The organism is Mycobacterium sp. (assembly GCF_049647605.1).
In the GTDB taxonomy this organism is placed as follows: Bacteria; Actinomycetota; Actinomycetes; order Mycobacteriales; family Mycobacteriaceae; genus Mycobacterium.
In genome coordinates, this window is the sequence record NZ_JBARXZ010000150.1 from 16,898 (window position 1) to 36,948 (window position 20,051).

Here is a 20,051-nt window from a genome sequence, read left to right on the forward strand (position 1 = left end):
CCCCGCTACTTGGCCGTCAGGTCGAAGCCGATGTACTCGGCCGCGTCCTCGGGGCTGGCGAACAACAGTGTCTTGTCGTCGAGGTGCACCATCCGGCCGTAGTGGGTGGAGCTGATCTCCTCGAAGACGGACCCGTCGAATTCCTCGCCGAGCGCATCGGTGAGTTCGGCGTAGTCGAAATCGAGCAGCCGCTCACCATCCACCCGAATCATCGACGGGTATTCGGTGAGCTCGATCCCCTCCTTGGCGCCCATCACTTCCGCAACGACGCGACCGATCGGGGTGTTCATCAGCGTGACACCACATTTGTTGGAGAATTCGGTGGCTGAGCCAAACTGCATTGTCACTTGTTCTGCTCCTCGGCGATGGGGCTGTCGATTCCGATGGACTCCAGCAGCGAGGCGAACTTGCCTTCGGCTGCGGCCAGGCTGTCGGCGAAGGTCACGGCTTTTTCCGCCGGCTGCGACCACAGTGGTTGCAGTGCATGTGCCGCCGCCAGGCACCGGGGCACCCAGACCGACAACCATTGCCCGAACAGCTCTGCGTTCGCGGCGCCGTACTGCTCGTCTCGGGCCAGGATCCGAAACAGGTTGCGGGTGTACGCCATATCGCGGTCGTAGTCGTACTCGCCCGTCCCGACGATGGTCGGGGTGATGTAGTCGCCGTTGCGGGCCGCAATCTGCATCACCAGTTCACTGCGGAACAGCGAGCCCACCAACTGTTCGAAGACGATGTTGGTGGCGAACAACAGTTCACACCAGTCGCCGACGGCGGTCAGTTGCTCGACAACTTCCCGGGTGGGCTGCCACTCGGGTCCGGATTTCCACACCTCCCGGTGCGCCTGACCGTCGAATCCCCCGTCCTGCCCCACTTCTTCGGACACATCGAGGTTGAACAACGCCAGGTCCTGAGCGAAGCGCATTTTGTGGGCGGCGTTCACCGCGACGGCGGTGTTGATCATGTTGGTGGGGCCCGAGCGCTGGATCGAGGTGAAGACATGCAACGCCAGACCGTTCTCGGCATGCATCCAGGCGCCCAGGTTGTGGGCCAGGAACCGCAGCCACGCCGAGTTCCACCCGTCATAGGCGTGGGCACGTTTGGCGTTCTTCAGGCACAGCTCGACCTGGCGCACCACCGCCGAGTTGTTGCGGAAGATCGTCTGGTCCCACTCCTCGTTGGGATCCAGGAAGGCATGCCAGTTCGACGATCGGGCCGCCGTCCACTCCTGCGGGTAGCCGCCCGGGCCGTCTCCGAAGCCGTAGATCCAGCCCTGCGACAGATGCCGGTCGGGATCTGGCTGCACATCGACCGTCACATCCTCGTACATGGTGGCCCGCATCTTGGCCGGTTTGTAGTACGAGTACGCACGACTCTTGGAACTCGGGAACTCGCTTGCGCCGGCTTCGGAATCGGTGAATTCGATCTTGGGGAAACTGCGGTGTTTTGGGGTGGCGGTACTGGGTGCGGACATCGATGGCCTTTCAGTCGAATGCGGGGCTGGTGAATTTGTCGTAGAACACTTGGTCTTTGGGTACGGCTCTGGAGTCCAGGAGTGCCAGCGCGGCGTCCACCATCGGCGGAGGTCCGCACAGGTACACCTCCGCTTTGTCGAGGGAGGGCTCGTGGGCCGACACCACATCGGTGACGTTGCCTACCGCCACGTGCACCGAGTCGGGCACGTCATCCATCGACTCCGACAGGCACGCGATGAAGCTGAAGTCCGCCAGTCCGGCACCCAGTTCGGCGATCTCGTCGAGGTAAAACAGGTCGGCGGCGGTGCGGGCGCCGTAGTAGAACCGGACCGGTCGGGTGCAGGCGGTCTCGCTCATGTGTCGCAGCAACGACAGGATGGGAGCCATCCCGGCGCCGCCGCCCACGCACACCACCGGCAGCACATGACCGTCCTTCAAGGTGAAGGACCCGTACGGCCCCGTCAGCGTGATCTCGTCCCCGACGGCCAGGGTGTTCTCCAGCAGTGCCGCGAACCGTCCACCCGGGTACTTCTTGATCAGGAATTCGACTCTGCCGGGCGATGACTGGGTGGTGGCCATGGAGAACGACCGGCGCTCGTCGGTACCCGGGAGGTGAACGTCGGCGTACTGGCCGGGTTTGAACAGGTACGTCGCCGGCTCAACCGCCTCGAGTTGCAGCGACACGATGTCCCGGGTCATCGGTACCAGGGCGGTGATGCGGGTACGGATGTCCTGGATCGGCAGACCGCCCAACAGTTCGTCTTCGTCGAAGTTGAGCAGCTCGATGGTGCAGTCGCTGTACGCATTTGTCCGGCAGAGCAGTACGTAACCTTCTTCGACCTCGGCATCATTGCAGGCGAAGGTCGAGTGGTTGGCCATCTGGACGTCGCCGTCGAGAACAAACGACTTGCAGGCCGAGCACCGGCCTTCCCGGCAGCCGTGCATCAGATGGATGCCCTGACGGAACGCCGCGTCGAGGATGTTCTCGTCCTCGCGGACCTCTATCTCGATGTCGACGGGTTCGAAGTTGATGCGGTGGACGTCAGCCACAGTGGTTCTCCTGAAGCAGAATTGGGAATCCGGCGGGTGGCGCCATGGGTTCGGTCACGGACCGGACGCCACCCACCGGACGGGGGCCGTCGGGTGCTCAGACAGGCACGGCGCCGGCGCGGTAGGCCGCGACGTGCGCATCTCGCTCAGCATCGGACATCTGGTTCAGAAGCACGTTGGGGCTGTTGAACGTGTTGCCGCGCACATCGTCGAGTGTCCACATCTTCTTCGGGTCGAGATCGAGATGCGGCTGCGGAATCAGAGTTTTGCCGTCGTCGCGCACGTAGCCGAGATCGGCGACGATATCGGCGAGATCCTTGCCGTGGTGCAGTGTCTCCCATTCACGGAAGCCGGTGAGCCGGCCCATGTTCGGCGTCGGCCGGCCTTCGTATTCCCCACGGAAGGCCACCGCGTCGGTCCAGTGGCAGGTTTCCGAACAGTAGGTGCGCCACTGGCCGTCGACCTTGTCGACGATCATGTCCTCACGCACCAACGCCGGCACCATGCACGTCCAGCACCGGTGGGGATACTGGTAGCCGACCTCTTCGAACGCGATCGGCTTGTTACGGCCCGGGTAGGCCAGCCGGTTGTAGTCCTCCCACCAGCGACCGAACTTGCTGTACCAGCCGGGGTACTTCTCTTCGAACCACTCGAAGTCCTTGTCGGTCATGGCATCGATCCGCCAGTAGTTGACCGGCCACCCGGTGGCGAAGAACCTGGCCACCTCGTGCACATAGTGTTTGTCGACAATCCGCTTCCACGCCTCCTCGACGAGATCGTGCGGGATTGTCAGGCCGTACTTCTCCAGCGGCAGCAGGTAGCTGCGGTAGTAGTCGTCGTAGATCCACCGCCGCCACATCTCGGCGTAGCTCTCGCGATCCTTGCGCCGATCCTTGGTGCCGTACTCGATGAACGTGCCGATCGCCGCGTCGACGACGCAGTGGTTGTTCCACCAGGCGTAGCGCAGGTCGCGTTCCAGCAACGGCCGGTTGCGTTCGTCGGCCAGCGCCATCAGCAGGATGGAGTAGCCGTTGGAGATGTGGCGCGACTCGTCGGACTGGACGGAATGGAACACCGTGGGCAGCAAGTAGTCGCCGTTGGCCGCGGCTTCGTCGGGCATCGCCACGAACAAGGTGTTGGTGAAGGCGGTTTCAGCGACAACCGTCAGGTAGATGTTGGCTGCGGTGATGGCGTCACCGGTGATGAATCCCTCACCGAACTGCCGCCCGATGGTGCCCGCGTAGTTGTTGGCGAAGGCCTTCTCGGTGATATCGAATCCGGCGGGATCGATGTAGTTGTTCATGTACAGCTTTTTGAGGTTCATCTGAATCGTCGAATGCCGAACCTCGTCGATCATCTGGACCGCCAGACCGTTGTGGATCTCCGGGTTGGGCACCGCGTCGATGGCCATCGGCATGGCCCGCGCCGCCGAGATCTCGGGGAACGGGATGATCGACAGGAACAGCTTCTGCCACTCCAGCCAGCGCTGCTGGACCTGGCGGAACATGTTGCCCCGGATCGCGCCGTCCATGGCGCCGTAGACCCGGTTGTCCTTCTCCTCTTCCATCGGGAAGTACGACCGCATGATCTGTTTGAGAGGGTCCTTCTTCGGGGCCTTCTCGAAGGTGTAGTCGGTGCCGAAACGGGTGGCGGGGGTGGCGAATGTCGGTTCCCACGACAGCTCGGTGATTTTTGCGTGGGCCTTGGTCAGGCTTTGCCTACTCAAAGTGCGCCTCCAGGTTGGAGCCGGCCGGATGCCGGCGGGTGCGACTGTTGGTTGTGGTGATGCGCCACCGATACAACCGCGTGGTCCAGCCCCTAGGCGTCTCACTCTGAGACGTGGATCACTTTTTCTGGCTGAGCGCTCCGCACGCCCCGGTCGGCCGCCGAATTCTCAAATTGAGACGTCGACGGGAGTGGGCGGGCATATTCTGCGGGTGCAGGCCCCACCGGACCGAGGTACAGCCCCACCATGGTCAAAGATGTTGACGCCGCAGTCGGCACCCAGCGCGCCCGGGAACAGTTCCTGACAGTTGGCGCCCTCAGCACCGCCTCCGTTGCCCCCGGTGTGCTCAGTTCCTGGCGTCGATCCCGGGACCTCCAGGTGCATCCGGACCGCGTCGAGCTCCCGTACGTTCGGGACCCGGACACCGATACCCCGCTGACACATGCCGCCGCTCCGGTGCTGCGCCGCATCGCCGGCGACCTGTCGTCGCAGGCGGTGAGCGTGGTGCTGACCTCGGCAGATGGACTGATCCTGGATCGGATCGCGCCAGATCCGCGCTTCGAACGCACCCTTGACGACGTTCGGCTGGCCCGCGGCTACAGCTATGCCGAGGAGTTCGCCGGCACCAATGGCATCGGCACCACGCTGGAGACCGGCGCGGCGGCGTTCATCCAGGGCAGCGAACACTATGTGGGCACGCTCGGCCGTCTCGCCTGCGCGGGATCACCGATCCGCGATCCCCTGACCCGCCGGATCGTGGGTGTCGTCGACCTGACCTGTTGGGCCCAACAGGCCGATCCATTGCTCTTCGTATTGGCCAAGAGTGCGGGCAGCCAGATCGAAGACCGGCTCATCGCAATGAACAACGAAACCGAGACCGCGCTCCTGGACGCCTATCTGAAGCAGACCCGCCGCTACCCGGCGGGGGTGTTGGCGATCGGCGGTGACGTGGTTCTGATGAACCCGTACCTGCGGCGCGCCCTGGACTCCGTCGATCAGACCGCTTTGCTCGACCACGCTTCGGATATGGCGCAGGCGCCACTCAGCAAGACCGCCGTTGCGGCTCTGCCAAGTGGTGCCACTGTGAAGATCTCTGCCGTGGAACGTGTTTCGGCCCGCGTCCGCAACGACAGCGTGGTCTTTCACGTGGCCCTGCACATCGCCGAGAGCGTCACCGCACCCAGTAGCGCCCAATCGATCCCACGGCTGGCCGGCCGAAGCAGCTCCTGGCGACGCAGTTGCCAACAGGTGGAACGCTGTTACCGTGACCGCGACTGGGTGGTCATCGAAGGCGAGACCGGTTCAGGCCGAACCCGGCTGGGCCAATCGGTGGCCCAGTTCGTGACACCCGAACGGACCGTACGGATCTTTCGCGCCGAATCCTTCAGCAGCAGTGAGCAATTCATTGCCGAGTTCGATGCCGAGACCGAGGGTGACGATTTTGCGGTCATCCTCGCCGACGTGGATGAACTGGGCGAAGACGTTCTCGAACCGGTGGCCTCGATCATGCAGACGTGCGCCGGCAGAGGTTGGATCGCCGCAACCATGGGCACCGAGCGGCGGTCACCGCTGGTCGACACGCTGCTACTGCCGTTCTTCACCCACACTGTGACGGTCCCGGCGCTGCGGCACCGGATCGAGGATCTCGACGAGCTGGTGCCGATGCTGCTGACCGAGCTGACCCGTGGTGCGGCTGTCCGGATCAGTACCGAGGCCATGCGTCAGCTGAGCAAGCTGCCCTGGCCCGGCAATGTCGCGCAGCTGCGCGCGGTGCTCGCCGAGACTGTCAGCAGGCAACGCTCCGGTGTCATCGGTGTCGAGAAACTGCCCGCGGCGTGCCGTTCGGTGACCCGGCGCAAACTCACCCAGCTCGAATCCCTGGAGCGTGACGCGATCGTGCGCTGTCTGGCGGAGAACGCGGGCAGCAAGGCCGAGGCCGCGGAGGCACTGGGGATGTCACGCGCCACCATCTACCGCAAGATCAAGGACTTCGGAATCACCTGATCGTTTCCTGGCGGATCGGCTCCCGGGGTCCGGTCGCGCAGCTAGGGTGCTGCTCGTGAGCAACGGGACGTTGACCGGCGCGCGAGGACGCTGGGCGGCGATCGGCGTGTCCCTGGTCGTGTCCGCCGCGATGTTCTACGCCCAAACCCCGGCAACTCCCCACGGCACCGAAGTTCCGGCGGCGTCTTCGACGGGGCGCGGAGTCGATGTCGCCCCCGACCCGCCGTCGGCACTGCCCGCCGACGGCGCGGCACTGATGGCGAGTGTGCCCGCGGCCGCCCGCGACGTCCCGTTCGCGTTGCCCGCCGGGGTCGCCCCGGAGGGCGGGTTGCAAGTCCGGACCATCTGGGTGGCCCGCGCCATCAGTGTGCTGTTCCCCGAGGTCACCACCATCGGCGGATTTCGGCAGGACCCGTTGCGATGGCATCCCGAGGGGCTGGCAATCGACGTGATGATCCCGAAGTACCACACCGAGGAAGGCATCGAACTCGGGAATCAGATCGCCGCACTGGCACTGGCCAACGCCGAGCGGTGGGGCGTCATCCACGTGATCTGGCGGCAGGGCTTCTACCCCGGCGTGGGCGCACCGAGTTGGACCGCGGACTATGGGAACGAGACCGCCAACCACTTCGATCATCTTCACATCGCCACTTCGGGTGGCGGCTACCCGACGGGGCAGGAAACGTACTACGTCGGTTCGATGCGCAAGAATTGACGCGCCTGCCAGAAACCCGTCCGCCGTCACGGAACGGCTTGTAACCTCTGCCTCCTGGACTCCTGTCGCCGCGTGCGAGGGCACCAGCCATGCTCGAACACCCCGATAGGAGATCGTCCGTGACAACGGTGAAGCAGATATGCCTCGGAGTTGCGGTGGCCGGTGTCGTCGCCGGTGCCGGTACCGCGTTGTCCACTGGCACGGCTTTCGCCGACCCCACCTCATCGGATTCCGGTAGCTCGGCCACGGCCGGCGAGTCCAAGCCCTCCAAATCCGCCGAAGCGCGCAAGAGTTCCCGCAGCGGTGGCGCATCGACTTCCACGGACACCGACACCGACACCGCCACCGGACCGCGGCTCAAGCGTCCGCCCCGGGATACGGCCGAATCTGTCGACGACACCACCACCGCGGAAGGCTCCACCCGAAAGCCGGCTCGCACCACCGGCTCGCCCACCGCCCGCAAGGCCCGCACCACCGAATCACCGGCCGCCGAAACCAACGACGACCCAGCCCCGAGCACCGAGCCCACGGCCGCGGTCACACCAGCCGTCGAGACCGCCCCGCCGGCGGCACCGATTCCGGTCGCAGAGCCGGTGGCGGCCATCGCTGTCGAGCCCGTCGCCTCCGAGCTCGAGCCAGCCGCCACGACGACGACGTTGCGGCCCGTGCGCACCCCCAAGGCCCCAGTGACACCGAGGCCCGCAATCCCGTTGTTCCCCACCACCGCCGCCAATGTCGGCACCACCGCAGGCACGGCCGGCCGCAATCGCGTCATCACCACGGCGGATGTCGCCGCCCAGATCACCGACCCCACGACCCAACACGTGCTGGTCATCGGTGTCGACGGCACCAACCTGAGCAGGGTGCTCGACGATCCCGCAAACGCGAAGTTCTTCGAACTGATGAACCGGGGCACCACCGGGGCGTCAAGCATCGTCGGGCACACCACCATCTCCAACCCGTCCTGGACCGCCATCCTGACCGGAGTGTGGGACAGCAAGAGTGGCGTGATCAACAACATCTTCACCTCGTCGACCTACAATTCCTGGCCGACGGTGTTCGACCAGCTCGAAGGTGCCAATCGGGATATCCGCACCAAAGCCATCGCCGACTGGCAGGTCATCGCCGATATCGCGGGTGCCGGTGCCTACGGCGCCGACGAAATCGTCTACATTCCGCGGGGAGCCAACGACCCCCTGTACATCCAGGCCGACGCCGCGGTGACGCTGGAGACGGTCAAGTCGATCCTGGGCGCCGACGCGGGTTATGAGGACGTACCCAACTTCCTGTTCACCTACCTGACCCAGGTCGACGAGGCCGGGCATCTCTACGGTGGGGCGTCGCAGCAATACGCGCAGGCGATCTCGCGCACCAACACCAACATCGGCTTGATCCTGGATGCGGTAGCCGCACGCGAGGCCGAGTCGTGTGCGGCGGGCGCCTGCGAGGACTGGACCGTCATCATGGTCACCGACCACGGCCACCAACCACAGCAGGGCTTTGGCCACGGCTTCCAATCCCCCAATGAGACATCAACTTTTGTCATCGTCGACGGCCCGGGGTTTGCCAGCGGCCAGATGAACCTGAAGTACTCGATCGTCGACATCACACCCACCGTGGTGAGCCTGTTCGGTATCGCACCCAGAAGCGACGCCGACGGTGTCCCGCTGATGGATCGGGGCGACAGCCAGGTCGATCCCGCAGACCTGCACCAGGCCCTTCAGGACGCGATCGGCATGTACGGCTGGCCGGACGTCGGTACCAATGTGGCGCTGAGCTTGCGGACGATCTTCGCGTCGATCCCCTACTACATCGACACCTTCACCACCGATATCACCGCCCAACTGCGGTCGATCGCCGGCCAGGGGATCTTCCTCGTCAGCGGTGTCGCCGCCATCGCGGTCTTCCCGGTCCAGTTCATCGGTGACGCTCTGTACGCGGTGACGAACGCCATCGCACAGGTTGTCGGCCGGTTGACCGGAGCGGGCGTCATCCCGCCGAGCTCGTCTTCACAACTGCGGGATGGCCAGAGCTACCCCAACGTCCTGGCGTTCGAGCCCTACAGCTTGTCGGCCTGACCGCGGTTCGCAGATCTCAGTTGTGGCGGTTGGCCCAGCCGTCGTCGTTGTGCGCCAACAGCAGTAACTCGCGTTCCCACAACCTGGCGCGGGACCGGTCCAGTCCCCGCCGGGCGGCAAATGCGAAGATCACGCTGCCGGCGAGGACGGCAGTCCAGACCACTGCTCCCGCGGCCACGGCACTGACGGTGGCATCCGACTCCGTCGACGGCGCACCGACCACCTTGCCGGACTGATCCAGCCAAACGGTTATCCGGTCACCGGTTTTTAGGACACCGGGAGTGATGACCTGTGCGGTCCGAACCCCGGTTTGCTCGCGCCACTGGACACGCACAAAGGCGGTACCGTCGAAATCCGTCGACAGCCCGGTACTGCCGGTGAGCACCTCTGCATCGACAGAGTGTCGGGTCAGTGCCTCGTGCTGTGCCGTCTGCTTGCGCGCTTCGTACACCTGCTGTCCGGCCTCCACGGCAAGAGGGACCGCAACAACGGCCAGCACCAGCACGGCGAGCGCCGTCAGCGCTTCGAGCCTGTCACTGACCCGGATGACGGGGTTACGGCCGAGCGCCCGCAAGTACCATCGGCACCGTCGAGCAACCGATGTGACGCACGTCAACATGGCTCGACCTGGGGCGATGAACTTCTGACTGACACCTGTCTCATGCTGGCACCGCGAGCAGGCGGATTCCAATCGTGGCCCCTCTAGGCGACCGATATCACAGTCCGGGAAACCCCGCGCGAACGATTCGGGCGTACCGGTCAGGCTCCGCGCTACCGGATCTCAGTTCGCCAGGACTCAGTTCGCCAAGGCCTTGTCGAGCGCGTCGGTCAGATCGTCGTAGCTGCGCGGTTGCAGCCGGGTTCCATCGAGGAAGAACGTCGGAGTCCCCTGGACTCCGAGCGCATCGCCGTCGGCCATGTCCAACCGCACTCGCTCCAGCGTCGCAGGATCGTTGTACGCCGCATCGAATGCGGCCAGGTCCAGGCCCAGCTCACCGGCGAATCCACGGAAGACGTCATCGGCAGGCACTCGCTGCTCGCCCCATTCGCTCTGCGTGTCGAACATCTTCTTGTACATCTGCTCGAACTGTCCCTGCTGGGCAGCGGACTCCACCGCACGTGCGGCCCGCTCGGCATTGAAATGGCCCGACAGGGGGAAGTACCGGACCACGAAGTTCACCCGGTCGCCGTACTCGGTGCGCAACTGCTCGATCGCCGGGTACAGCGCCTTGCAGCCCTCACACTCGAAATCGAGGAACTCGACGAAGGTGACATCGCTGTCCGGCACCGAGTTCAGTCGGTGACTGTTGTCGCGAACAACCTGTCCAGGAGCGGAATCCTGCGCTTCGGCGGGCGCGGCAGGATCCGAGTCGCGCACCATGAGCACCACCACAGTCACCACCGCCACCACTGCGATGACCAATGCCGTGATCAACAACCGTGCGTTTCGTGTCATCGTTCTCGGACCCCTCGCTTGGCGCAACATCTACTATCGAGCCTAGTAGATGCCGGGGTCACGCCAGCGCGAGGAACAGCTTTTCGAGTTCGGCCTCGGTCATCGGGGGCGATGTCCCATCCGCCGGTTCGTTGGCGATGCATTCACGCAGCCCCGTCGCGACGATCTTGAACCCGGCCCTGTCCAGCGCCCGGCTCACCGCAGCGAGCTGGGTCACGACGTCTTTGCAGTCGCGCCCCTGCTCGATCATCGAGATCACGCCGGCAAGCTGACCCTGCGCGCGTCGTAATCGGTTGAGTACTGCGTCGATTGATTCCTGATTGCCGACCATCGCTTGTTCCTTCGCCGCTGTTGCACGCACGGATTCGTATCCCCCAAGACTACCCCCTGGGGTATCGGGAGAGGCCAGGACAATCCGGCGGCGACCGATCAGCCGTGGACACCACGCGGCGGCGTGGCCTCGACGAGCTGCGCGACGACCGTGCGAACGTCACAGGTACCCGCCCCCCGCCGGTTGTAGGGCAGCCGGGCCAGCAGCATGCCCATGGCACACGTATCGGTAAGGGCTGCGACCGTCAAGCCCACCCCGATCGCACCAGCCACCCACTGCGCACCGGGCAATACCGGGCTGATCGCGACGCCGGCGGCCACGATCAGCCCGGCGACCAGCCGGACCTGACGTTCCAGACTCCAGCGCTGAACCCCCCGAATGACGCCGTATCCCCCACTCTCCCAAGCTGAGATGCCACCGCCGAGGATCCACACGTTGGCCAGACCGGATCGGCGCAGGACCTCTCCCGCTTCGTTGGCGCGCTGCCCGGACCTGCAGATCAGCACCACCTCCTGGTCGAGGTGCGCGGCGATCTCGTTGCGGTGTTCACGCAACAGATCCAGGGGAACGTTGTAGGAACCCTCGAGGTGGGCGGTCTCGAACTCTGCGGGGGTCCGTACATCGATGAGCCGGGGTACATCGGTGGACGCGAGGCGCTCGTGAAGTGTCGCGGCGCTCAAGACGGACTCTGACATGTGGGTGTCTCCTATCGAATACCTTGTTGCCGAATTGATACCCCCTGGGGTATCGTCGAGAAGTCAAACATACCCCCTAGGGTATTAACAACAGGCGGTTACCGCGGACCGAGAGCCCGCTGGGACCTTCGCAGAACCAAGCAAGGAGCAGTCGGATGATCCTGGAGCAGTACTACATCGAGTGCCTGTCGCATGCGTCCTATCTGATCGGTGACGAGTCGACCGGCCGTGCGATCGTGGTGGACCCACGCCGCGACATCACCGAATATCTCGCCGATGCGTCCAGGCTCGGCCTGACGATCGAAGGTGTCATCAACACCCACTTCCACGCCGACTTCGTTTCCGGCCATTTGGAACTCGTGGAAGCGACGGGCGCGTGGATCGGGTTCGGCGAACAAGCGGACACCGAGTACCCGATTCGACGACTGAGCGACGGCGAACACCTCAGCCTGGGCAGCGTGGACCTGGAAATCCTGGCCACTCCTGGCCATACGTGGGAATCGATCAGCATTCTCGTGCGGGAGCACATCAGCGACGAACCCAGGGCCGTGCTGACAGGTGACTCGTTGTTCATCGGTGACGTCGGACGTCCCGACCTGGTGAACCTCGGCGACGGTTCCACGACCGACCTCGCCGCTGCGATGTACCACACCATTCACGACAAGTTGATGGCGCTGCCGGACTCCGTTGTCGTGATGCCGGCCCACGGAGCGGGGTCCTCGTGCGGAAAGAACCTGTCGGCGGAACTGACCTCCACGATCGGCGAGCAGCGTCGCACCAATCCATCAGTGCAACCCATGGACAAAGACGACTTCGTGGCACTGATCACTCACGGCCAGCCGGCAGCCCCGTCGTACTTCTCGGTCGATGCTGCGATGAACAAGCGGGTCCATCCATTGCTCGAAGCCCAGCGACGCGTTCCGGAGCTCAGCGGAGCCCAGCTTCGGGCCGCATCAGAAGCCGGGGCCACGGTGCTGGACGCCCGCTCGGTCGAGGACTTCGCAGCGGGCCACCTACATCGATCCATCAACGTCGGCTTCGACGGCCGTTTTGCCGAAACAGGGGGGATGATCGCCGAAATCGGCGACAGCTTGGTCCTGGTCACCTACCCGGGTGAGGAACAGGAAGCCGCCCTGCGCTTGGCCCGCGTCGGCTCGGACAACGTGATCGGCTACCTCAACGTCGATTCCGATGGCGCATTTCCCACCGATCTTGCCGACCTGATGCAAACCGCTTCCCGGGTCACGGTGACCGAATTGGACAACCTGCTCACCGAGGAAGGGGTGACGCTGATCGACATCCGCAATCCGGGCGAACGCGAGACCGGTGCGATCCCGGGTTCGCTGCATCTGCCACTGGCACAGCTACGCACCGGGCTGGCAGAGATCCCCACCGACAAGCCCATCGTGGTGCACTGCGCCGGCGGATGGCGCTCCAGTGTGGCCGCCTCGCTGCTGCGCGCCAACGGTTTCACGGCAGTGTCCGACCTGGACGGCGGTTACAACGCCTGGACCGACTCCCATTGCGCCACAGCATGATGAGTAGTCGCGCCGTTCCGGCGCCGCCGCAATGACGCTCGCACCGGCCCTGGTCTTCGGTGCGCTCATCGGAGTCCTGCTGGGCCTACTCGGGGGCGGTGGATCGATCCTGGCCGTGCCGGCGCTGGTGTACGCCGTCGGCCTCGACATACAGCAGGCCATCCCGATCTCGCTGATCGTCGTCGGCACGGCGTCGGCCGTGGGAGCGCTGCCCAGAATCCGTGCGGGACAGGTCCAATGGCGACTGGCCGCGATATTTGCACTCGCCGGGATACCGGCAACCATCGCCGGTGCGGCCCTCGGCGCCCGCCTACCGCAGTCGGTGCTGCTCATCGGGTTTGCTGCCGTCATGATCCTCGCCGGGGCCCGGATGCTCAGCAGCACCGCCGCGGTCGGAATTGCCTGCCGGATCGGCGACTCCGGTATCGACTGGCGACGGTGCGCGTCCCGATCGATACCGGCGGGATTGGCCGTGGGCCTGCTCACCGGGCTCTTCGGGGTCGGCGGAGGTTTCCTGATCATTCCCGCCCTGGTGATCGCACTGGGCGTCGACATGCCGATCGCCATCGGAACCTCGCTGCTGATCATCGTGGCCAATTCCGCCACCGGGGTCGTGTCACACCTGCAGGGTCTGCACATCGACTGGGCGGTCACCGCGGCCTTCGCCGGCAGCGCGACGGCGTGCTCGCTGCTGGCCGGTCTGCTTGCCACCCGGATCGACACCGGCCGACTCCAACGGTGGTTCGCCTACCTCGTCATCGCCGTCGCCGCGTTTGTCTTGGCCGACACCATCTGGCTGCGATGACCTGGAGGGCCTACGGGGTCAGTAGGCTGGGTCGCGGGCCGACCGGACACGCGCCAGACAGGTGAGCTATCGATCATGGAACATCGCCCAGTGCAAGTGCGTCGCATCTACGACACACCGACCCCTGCCGATGGAACCCGTGTCCTCGTGGACCGCCTCTGGCCCCGCGGCATGAAAAAAGAAGCCGCACACATCGACGAATGGTGCAAACAGATCGCGCCCTCGACCGAGCTTCGCACCTGGTACCACCACGACCCCACACTGTTTGACGAGTTCACTGCGCGCTACACCGACGAGCTGCGACAGACCGAGCGTGCCACCTCGCTCGACCACTTGAGAGAGCTTGCCGCGCAGAGCAAGCCGCTCACTCTCCTCACGGCGACCAAAGATCCCGATATCAGCGAAGCTGCGGTTCTGGCCGCCATTCTGAACCAGGAAATCTCCTGACAACCGGTCTAGGACTTCGAGCTGCTGACGTGTCTGCGGGCGTGCCGAACTGCTTCATCGAGCGTGTCGGCCAGGTGATTCTCATGCCGAAGAGTCTTGAAGAACCCGACATTCTGTAGCAATGCCCGGTGCTCTTGCTGGACGCCTTTGATGATCACCGTGATACCCCGCTTCTCGAGGTCACTGGTGATCTCTGCGAGGGTGTGGGCGCCGGTGGCGTCGAGCATGCCCAGTTGTGACATCCGGATGATGACCACCGACACCCGGTTGTGGAAGGTGTCCGAGATCAACGTCGAAATACGTTCGGCGGCACCGAAGAACATCGCCCCATCCAGCCGGAGCAGCACGATGCGCTCATCTCCGGGCTGTGCCGGTCCAGGCAGGTCCTCGTGTGCCACGCTGGAACGGCGCGCGATGTTGCGCAGCGCAAAAAACGCCGCGAAGAGGATACCGATCTGCACGGCCTCGATCAGATCGAAGCACACCGTCACCACCGCCGTTGCCACGAACACAAAAGCGTCGGGCCGGGTGGAGACCAAGATCTTGCGCACCGTGTGCGCCGAGATCATCCGGAACGAGGTCACCATGAGAACACCGGCCAAGGCCGACAACGGAATCGTCGAGACAGGCCCGGTTGCAAGGTAAACCACCGACAGCAGCAGCAGCGAGTGCACGATTGCCGCGACCCGGGTACGCGCGCCGGCCCGCACGTTGACCGCCGTTCGGGCGATCGCCCCCGTGGCGGGCATGCCACCAAAAACACCGGAAGCCATCGATGCCATCCCCTGGCCCACCAGCTCCCGATTCGGGTCGTACTGACCGGTGGCAGACATGGTCGCCGCGACGCGCGCCGACAAGAGCGACTCGATGGCGGCCAACCCGGCGATCGCCAGAGCGGCACCGAGCAGGGGGCGCAACGACTCGAGGTCGGCCCGGGGCATCATGGGGGTGGGCAGATTCGACGGCAGCTCACCGATGGTGGCCACCGAGATCCCGAAGACCCCAACAATCACCGTCGCGGCCACCACGGCGGTCAGCGATTCGGGAATGCCCCGGTGCAGCCACGGCAGGGTGAGCATCAGGACGGCAACAAAGGCCACCACCCCGATGTTGATCATCGACACATCCCACTGCACGTGCGTGATCACCCGCCAGGCGGCCGCCACAGTGCGCTCGCCGGCGATGGTCGACGCTCCGAAGGCAGCCGGAATCTGTTGCAGGAAAATGATTGCCGCGATCCCGAGGGTGAACCCTTCGATCACCGGCCACGGAATGAATGTCACCGCACGGCCGAGCCCGGTCACCCCGGCGGCCACCACGATCACTCCGGCCAGCAGTGTCACCAGGGCGATACTGCCGATTCCGTGCTGGGCCACGATCGGGGCGAGTACCACCGCCATCGCCCCGGTCGGCCCCGAGACCTGGACATGAGAGCCGCCAAAAACCGCGGCCACCAGGCCCGCGACGACTGCGGTGATCAACCCGGCCGACGCGCCGACACCTGAGCTGATACCGAAAGCCAGCGCAAGCGGCAGCGCCACCACGCCCACGGTGATCCCGGCCAGCACATCGCGTCGCCACGATCTGGGAAGCTCCGCGTAGTCACGTGCACGAGGCAACAGCCGGGATATGCCCTTGGCCGCGGCGCTCACCGCTGGTGGCCCAGGGAGGGCAGCGTCTTCAGCGCCTCGAGTTGGTCACGTTGCGCGCCAAGGGTATCGGCGAGAAAGGTCCGGGCAATGACAAGCAGTTCGGGAATCTTGGGATGCGCGAGCTCATAGAAAACCGCGTTACCGACCCGCTGCCCACTGACCACGTGATGGCGTTTGAGCACGGCCAGATGCTGAGACAACAGCGTCGGTTCGATGCCGGTTTCGTCGACGATGTCACTGACCGGCGTGGGAGCACTCCGGGCGCACAGGATTTCCAGCACGCGGATCCGAGACGGGTGGGCCAGCGCCTTGAACAGATTCGCTTTCACCTCGTATAGAGGCTGCTCAGCGGCAACTTGGGAGCGGTCAGACACGGCAACCTACGCAATCTATGAATTGAGCATTCGTTCAATTCATAGTACACAGATCAGCCTCTTCCCGAACCCACCACGTCCGGCAACCGATCGGCGGCGATCAGAGCTCGGTCTTGTGCATTCCGTAGGGCACCGCCTTGACCAACGTGACCGAGGACATGCCCCCGCTGGGCACCTCGTACTGGCGGCGCTGACCGGGACGCGCGCCGAGCAGCGCCTCGCCCAGGGGGGACTTGACCGAGTACACCTCGAGGTCTCCGTATTCCGCGCCCCGGACACCGAGCAGGAATGTCTCGGTGTCTTCGGTGTCATCGAAACGCACGGTCAACACCATGCCGGGTTCGGCGACGCCATCGTCGGCGGGATCCTCACCGACCGAGGCATTGAGCAGCAGGTCATGAATCCGCTGCATCCGGGCCCGACGGGCCTGCTGCACGGCAACGGTGTTCTCGTCTTCGTCAGCCGGCTCGACATCGGCAGCCAGGAGGGCGCGCAGTGTGGTCAGCTCGTTCTGGAGTCCGTCGTAAGCCTGCGGGGTAAGCCAGACACGTTGTGCGGTAGTCAAAGCCATCTCCTTTGAAGTCGTGGTTGATACAAAAGTATTCAGGGGCGGATCAGAACAGCCGCCCCTGACGACGTGAAGCAGGTCTGAAATCAGCGCAGCGGGTCGACCGCTTGCAATGCCGCAGTCTGCTTACCGGTGGTGATGAGTTCGGTCAGCATCCGTCCGGTGACGGGGCCGTGAGCCAGACCCCACATACCGTGACCGCCGGCGACGTACACACCGGTGGTGACAGCGCCGATGAGCGCACGGCCGTCGGTGCTGACGGGGCGGGGCCCGACCCACTCGTCGGTGCGTTCGGACCAGCGGACACCGTCGAGCAACGGCGCAGCCGAAGCCGCGATGGCATTGATGCGCGCCGGCACGAGCGGCGCGTCGGCATCGCGGAACTCCATCGTTCCGGCGACACGAAGGTTCCCCTGGTAGGGCGTGCAGGCGACCCGCACATGTGGGAGGTACACCGGCGTGGGCACGGGGCGATCGGTCGGCACGGTGAACGAGTAACCGCGTCCGGCGCCGACCGGCACACCGACCCATTCGCCGACCAGCTTCGACATCCAGGCGCCGGTTGCGACGACGACTGCGTCGGCCCGGATCGATTCGCCGTCGCCGGCACCGCACACCTGGACGCCGCCGCGACCTGGCACAATCTTGGTGACCTCCAACGTCTGGAGGGTCGCGCCGCGATCGATGACGGCCTGTGCGAGAGCCTGGGTGAAACGGCCCGGATCGACAAATCGCTGCCCTTCGATGCTCACCGCGGTGGTGATGGCCGACGAGGCGATCGGCACCTGCTCGGCGAGCTGGCCGCGATCGAGCTGCTTGAACGACAGGCTCTGCCCGGCACGTTGCATATCGCGTAGCTCTTCCACCAGGTGCGCAGCTTGGCGCTCGTCGGTGAACAGGGCGTTGATCGGACTGTCGGTTGTCGGTACGTCGACGCCATTGCTGGTGAGGACGTCGTAAGCCTCGAGGCACTCGCTGTTGAACGGCAGGTTCGCCTCCACCGCGCGGTTCCACGAGGGCCGTCGGCAGTTGGCGGCAAATCGCGCCAGGAAAGCCAAGAGCCGCGCATCCGCGCGCAGCGGGATGTGCAACGGCGCCGCCGGATTGAACAGTGATCGTGCGCCATAGGCCAGCACCGAAGGATGATTCAGCGGGATCGTCAGCGCCGGTGACACCCAGCCGGCATTGCCCCAGGACGCACCTGCTGCCGCACCGGCACGGTCTACCACCGTGACGTCGACGCCCCGTTCTTGCAGGAACCAAGCGGTGGACAGGCCTACGATGCCCGCGCCCACCACCACGACCGAGCGCGGCGCGCCCGATGTTCCCTCACTGCCGTTAACCACGTCACCTCCAGCTAGACAATCCCGTCCACACCGATGGTGTCGTCTAGTTGAGCGATAGTGGTTATCGCAGATGAACAAACACTTCAGATCAATTTGTCGCTTTCCGACAGCAGCGTTTCATGGAGCGTCTCGTTGACCGAGGCAGCCAGCTCGATTGTCATGGCAAGTCGTTTGTGCGCGTCCTTGAGGTCCAGGTCAGTGACCTTCGACATCTTGCGGAGGCGGTAGCGCACAGTGTTCTCGTGAATGCCCAGGAGTTCGGCCGCCTGCTGCAGTTCACCCTGGGCCGCCAGCCATGCCCGCAGGGTTTCCACGTATTGGGTGGAGTGGAGTCGGTCATGGCGGCGCAGATCGGTGACCGGGCCGCGGTGCGGTGTGCGACCGGAACGCGCGGCAATGCGCAGCCGTTGCAGCAAGATCTCGTCCCAGGTCTCGTCGTACGTCGGCACCTCGGCGCCCAGACCCAACTCGTGCAGCGCCAAGCACTCATCGGCTTCTTCACGCGCCGCCGCCAGCTCCAGAACCGTTGCAGTACCACTGATTCCGGCGTGCACCGTCATCTGTTCGGGTAGCGCGGCGCGTAAGTCGTCCACCCAGCGTCGAGCAACCGATGCCGGCTCACTCGGCAAAACCGTGTAGACGGTGCTGTCGGCCAAGGCGCTGCGACCGGGCCTGGACCAACCAAAACCCGTGGTGGCCCTCTCGAACGCCAACAACAACGCGGCGTGGCGCTCGTCGCCAACCCTGGGCCGCAAGGCGATCACCCTCAGATCGGCGAAGGGCAGCGCCAGCTTGCTGGCGACCATCGGCGCGTCGGAAGCACCATCGAACAGCGCAAACACCAACTCCGATTCCACATGACGCTCGAGATCGGCACTCGCGCGGGACCGCAACATATGCAGCGCCACCATGCGGGCGCCGTCGGCCAGAGCCCGCGCTTGAGCCTCACCCAGCGTCGCGCTGCACGCCACCCAAACCGATCCGAGCACTTGCCGTCCAGCCCGGACCGCCACGACCATGCGGCCGGTCACGCCGTGGTCAGGTGCCGCCGGGACGAACAGCGGCGTCTCGGCAACCGCCAGGTGTTTGAGAACCCCACGCGCGCTGAACAATTCCCGCAGTCGCTCAGGTGCTTGTCGCCCCAGAATCGTCTCGGCCCGCGCTTCGTCGGCGTTCTGCTGCATCCGGGAGTAGGCCAGCACCTGCCAGTGATTGTCCTCGATCGTCACCGCGCCACCGACCGCATCGGCCAAGCTATCGGCGAGCGCAAACAGGTCGGTCGGTCCACGTCCGGCAGAAGTTTCGCGGCCCTCGAGAACCAGCCCGTACACGACAACGGCCAGTTCGCTCCACGACACCTCCGGGTCCACCACCATCACCGCTACCCGCTGCAGCGGATCGATGGCATCGCTCGTATCGTCGTCGCGAGTCAACACCACTGCCGCATGCGCCGTCTGCGCCCAGCCGATGGCCACTTCCACCGAGGGTGCGTCCACGGCCAGCAGTACGTCACCGACGACGGCGTCGTCGCCGACCTTTTCGGGCAACACCACACTGCGCAATTCGGTCGATCGGGGTGCCGTGCAGGCCCTCAGATGCACGCCGTAGCCGCCGAGCACGTTGATGAGCCGGTCCAACGTGACCATGAGGCACTCCCCTCACCCGCAGTTCCCTGGCACTTCTCCGACACACCGCTTCCACATGGATACAGGAGTGCCAAACCCCGGCACCGCGGTGTACCCGATTCAGCCTCATCGCGGCGACGGGTGATCCCGACCGCTTTTCATATCGACG

At 64.9% G+C, this 20,051-nt stretch carries 19 protein-coding genes; 6 read left to right on the forward strand and 13 right to left on the reverse strand.

What is annotated here, in order from left to right; genetic code table 11:
• Positions 1–5: 5 nt before the first annotated feature.
• The 4 genes from mimD to WBB07_RS18905 form a co-directional block, all read right to left on the reverse strand.
• Positions 6–347 carry a propane 2-monooxygenase effector subunit MimD gene (gene mimD / locus WBB07_RS18890; RefSeq protein WP_526309923.1) on the reverse strand — a complete coding sequence of 114 codons (342 nt, stop codon included), beginning with the start codon at positions 345–347 and terminating at the stop codon, positions 6–8.
• A complete protein-coding gene (locus WBB07_RS18895; RefSeq protein ID WP_526309924.1) occupies positions 344–1,471 on the reverse strand; it encodes a ferritin family protein in 1,128 nt (375 codons plus the stop codon). Before WBB07_RS18895 ends, mimD begins: the two co-directional genes overlap by 4 nt.
• 10 nt (positions 1,472–1,481) lie before the next feature.
• A complete protein-coding gene (locus tag WBB07_RS18900) occupies positions 1,482–2,522 on the reverse strand; it encodes a 2Fe-2S iron-sulfur cluster-binding protein (RefSeq protein ID WP_526309925.1) in 1,041 nt (346 codons plus the stop codon).
• Between the two features lie 97 nt (positions 2,523–2,619).
• Positions 2,620–4,248, reverse strand: a complete 1,629-nt coding sequence (locus WBB07_RS18905) for an aromatic/alkene/methane monooxygenase hydroxylase/oxygenase subunit alpha (protein ID WP_526309926.1) — start codon at positions 4,246–4,248, stop codon at positions 2,620–2,622.
• A gap of 246 nt (positions 4,249–4,494) precedes the next feature.
• Between WBB07_RS18905 and WBB07_RS18910 the strand changes: the two genes are divergently transcribed.
• The 3 genes from WBB07_RS18910 to WBB07_RS18920 all read left to right on the forward strand — a co-directional run bounded on the left by WBB07_RS18910 (position 4,495) and on the right by WBB07_RS18920 (position 9,045).
• A complete protein-coding gene (locus tag WBB07_RS18910) occupies positions 4,495–6,252 on the forward strand; it encodes a sigma-54-dependent Fis family transcriptional regulator (protein ID WP_526309927.1) in 1,758 nt (585 codons plus the stop codon).
• Positions 6,253–6,259: 7 nt separating this feature from the next.
• The gene (locus WBB07_RS18915) at positions 6,260–6,967 is read left to right on the forward strand and encodes a VldE C-terminal domain-containing protein (protein WP_526309966.1); all 708 of its coding nucleotides are present in this window, start codon (positions 6,260–6,262) and stop codon (positions 6,965–6,967) included.
• Positions 6,968–7,086: 119 nt separating this feature from the next.
• Positions 7,087–9,045: an alkaline phosphatase family protein gene (locus WBB07_RS18920; RefSeq protein ID WP_526309928.1), complete on the forward strand. Its 1,959-nt coding sequence runs from the start codon at positions 7,087–7,089 to the stop codon at positions 9,043–9,045.
• A gap of 16 nt (positions 9,046–9,061) precedes the next feature.
• On the opposite strand, the gene WBB07_RS18925 is transcribed toward WBB07_RS18920, so the two are convergent.
• From WBB07_RS18925 to WBB07_RS18940, 4 genes are all read right to left on the reverse strand, one after another.
• Positions 9,062–9,619, reverse strand: coding sequence for an Rv1733c family protein (locus tag WBB07_RS18925; protein ID WP_526309929.1), 558 nt, complete (start codon positions 9,617–9,619; stop codon positions 9,062–9,064).
• 222 nt (positions 9,620–9,841) lie between these two features.
• Complete coding sequence (locus WBB07_RS18930; RefSeq protein ID WP_526309930.1) at positions 9,842–10,501, reverse strand: DsbA family protein; 660 nt, start codon at positions 10,499–10,501, stop codon at positions 9,842–9,844.
• Positions 10,502–10,559: 58 nt separating this feature from the next.
• Positions 10,560–10,832 carry a metal-sensitive transcriptional regulator gene (locus WBB07_RS18935; protein ID WP_526309931.1) on the reverse strand — a complete coding sequence of 91 codons (273 nt, stop codon included), beginning with the start codon at positions 10,830–10,832 and terminating at the stop codon, positions 10,560–10,562.
• 98 nt (positions 10,833–10,930) lie between these two features.
• Complete coding sequence (locus WBB07_RS18940) at positions 10,931–11,527, reverse strand: rhodanese-like domain-containing protein (RefSeq protein ID WP_526309932.1); 597 nt, start codon at positions 11,525–11,527, stop codon at positions 10,931–10,933.
• A 155-nt stretch (positions 11,528–11,682) separates the two neighbouring features.
• Here WBB07_RS18940 and WBB07_RS18945 point away from each other — a divergent pair, with 155 nt between their 5' ends.
• The 3 genes from WBB07_RS18945 (at position 11,683) to WBB07_RS18955 (ending at position 14,317) form a co-directional block, all read left to right on the forward strand.
• Positions 11,683–13,065, forward strand: coding sequence for an MBL fold metallo-hydrolase (locus WBB07_RS18945; RefSeq protein ID WP_526309933.1), 1,383 nt, complete (start codon positions 11,683–11,685; stop codon positions 13,063–13,065).
• A 31-nt stretch (positions 13,066–13,096) separates the two neighbouring features.
• Positions 13,097–13,870, forward strand: coding sequence for a sulfite exporter TauE/SafE family protein (locus tag WBB07_RS18950; RefSeq protein WP_526309934.1), 774 nt, complete (start codon positions 13,097–13,099; stop codon positions 13,868–13,870).
• Between the two features lie 75 nt (positions 13,871–13,945).
• Positions 13,946–14,317 carry a DUF488 domain-containing protein gene (locus WBB07_RS18955; RefSeq protein ID WP_526309935.1) on the forward strand — a complete coding sequence of 124 codons (372 nt, stop codon included), beginning with the start codon at positions 13,946–13,948 and terminating at the stop codon, positions 14,315–14,317.
• An 8-nt stretch (positions 14,318–14,325) separates the two neighbouring features.
• Here the strand turns inward: WBB07_RS18955 and WBB07_RS18960 are convergent, their stop codons facing one another.
• From WBB07_RS18960 to WBB07_RS18980, 5 genes are all read right to left on the reverse strand, one after another.
• A complete protein-coding gene (locus tag WBB07_RS18960) occupies positions 14,326–15,969 on the reverse strand; it encodes a SulP family inorganic anion transporter (protein ID WP_526309936.1) in 1,644 nt (547 codons plus the stop codon).
• Complete coding sequence (locus WBB07_RS18965; RefSeq protein ID WP_526309937.1) at positions 15,966–16,343, reverse strand: ArsR/SmtB family transcription factor; 378 nt, start codon at positions 16,341–16,343, stop codon at positions 15,966–15,968. The genes WBB07_RS18960 and WBB07_RS18965 overlap by 4 nt, the downstream gene beginning before the upstream one ends.
• A 100-nt stretch (positions 16,344–16,443) precedes the next feature.
• Complete coding sequence (locus tag WBB07_RS18970; RefSeq protein ID WP_526309938.1) at positions 16,444–16,908, reverse strand: GreA/GreB family elongation factor; 465 nt, start codon at positions 16,906–16,908, stop codon at positions 16,444–16,446.
• An 89-nt stretch (positions 16,909–16,997) separates the two neighbouring features.
• Positions 16,998–18,257, reverse strand: a complete 1,260-nt coding sequence (locus tag WBB07_RS18975; protein WP_526309939.1) for an NAD(P)/FAD-dependent oxidoreductase — start codon at positions 18,255–18,257, stop codon at positions 16,998–17,000.
• Between the two features lie 83 nt (positions 18,258–18,340).
• Positions 18,341–19,903, reverse strand: coding sequence for a PucR family transcriptional regulator (locus WBB07_RS18980; RefSeq protein ID WP_526309940.1), 1,563 nt, complete (start codon positions 19,901–19,903; stop codon positions 18,341–18,343).
• Between the last annotated feature and the right edge of the window lie 148 nt (positions 19,904–20,051).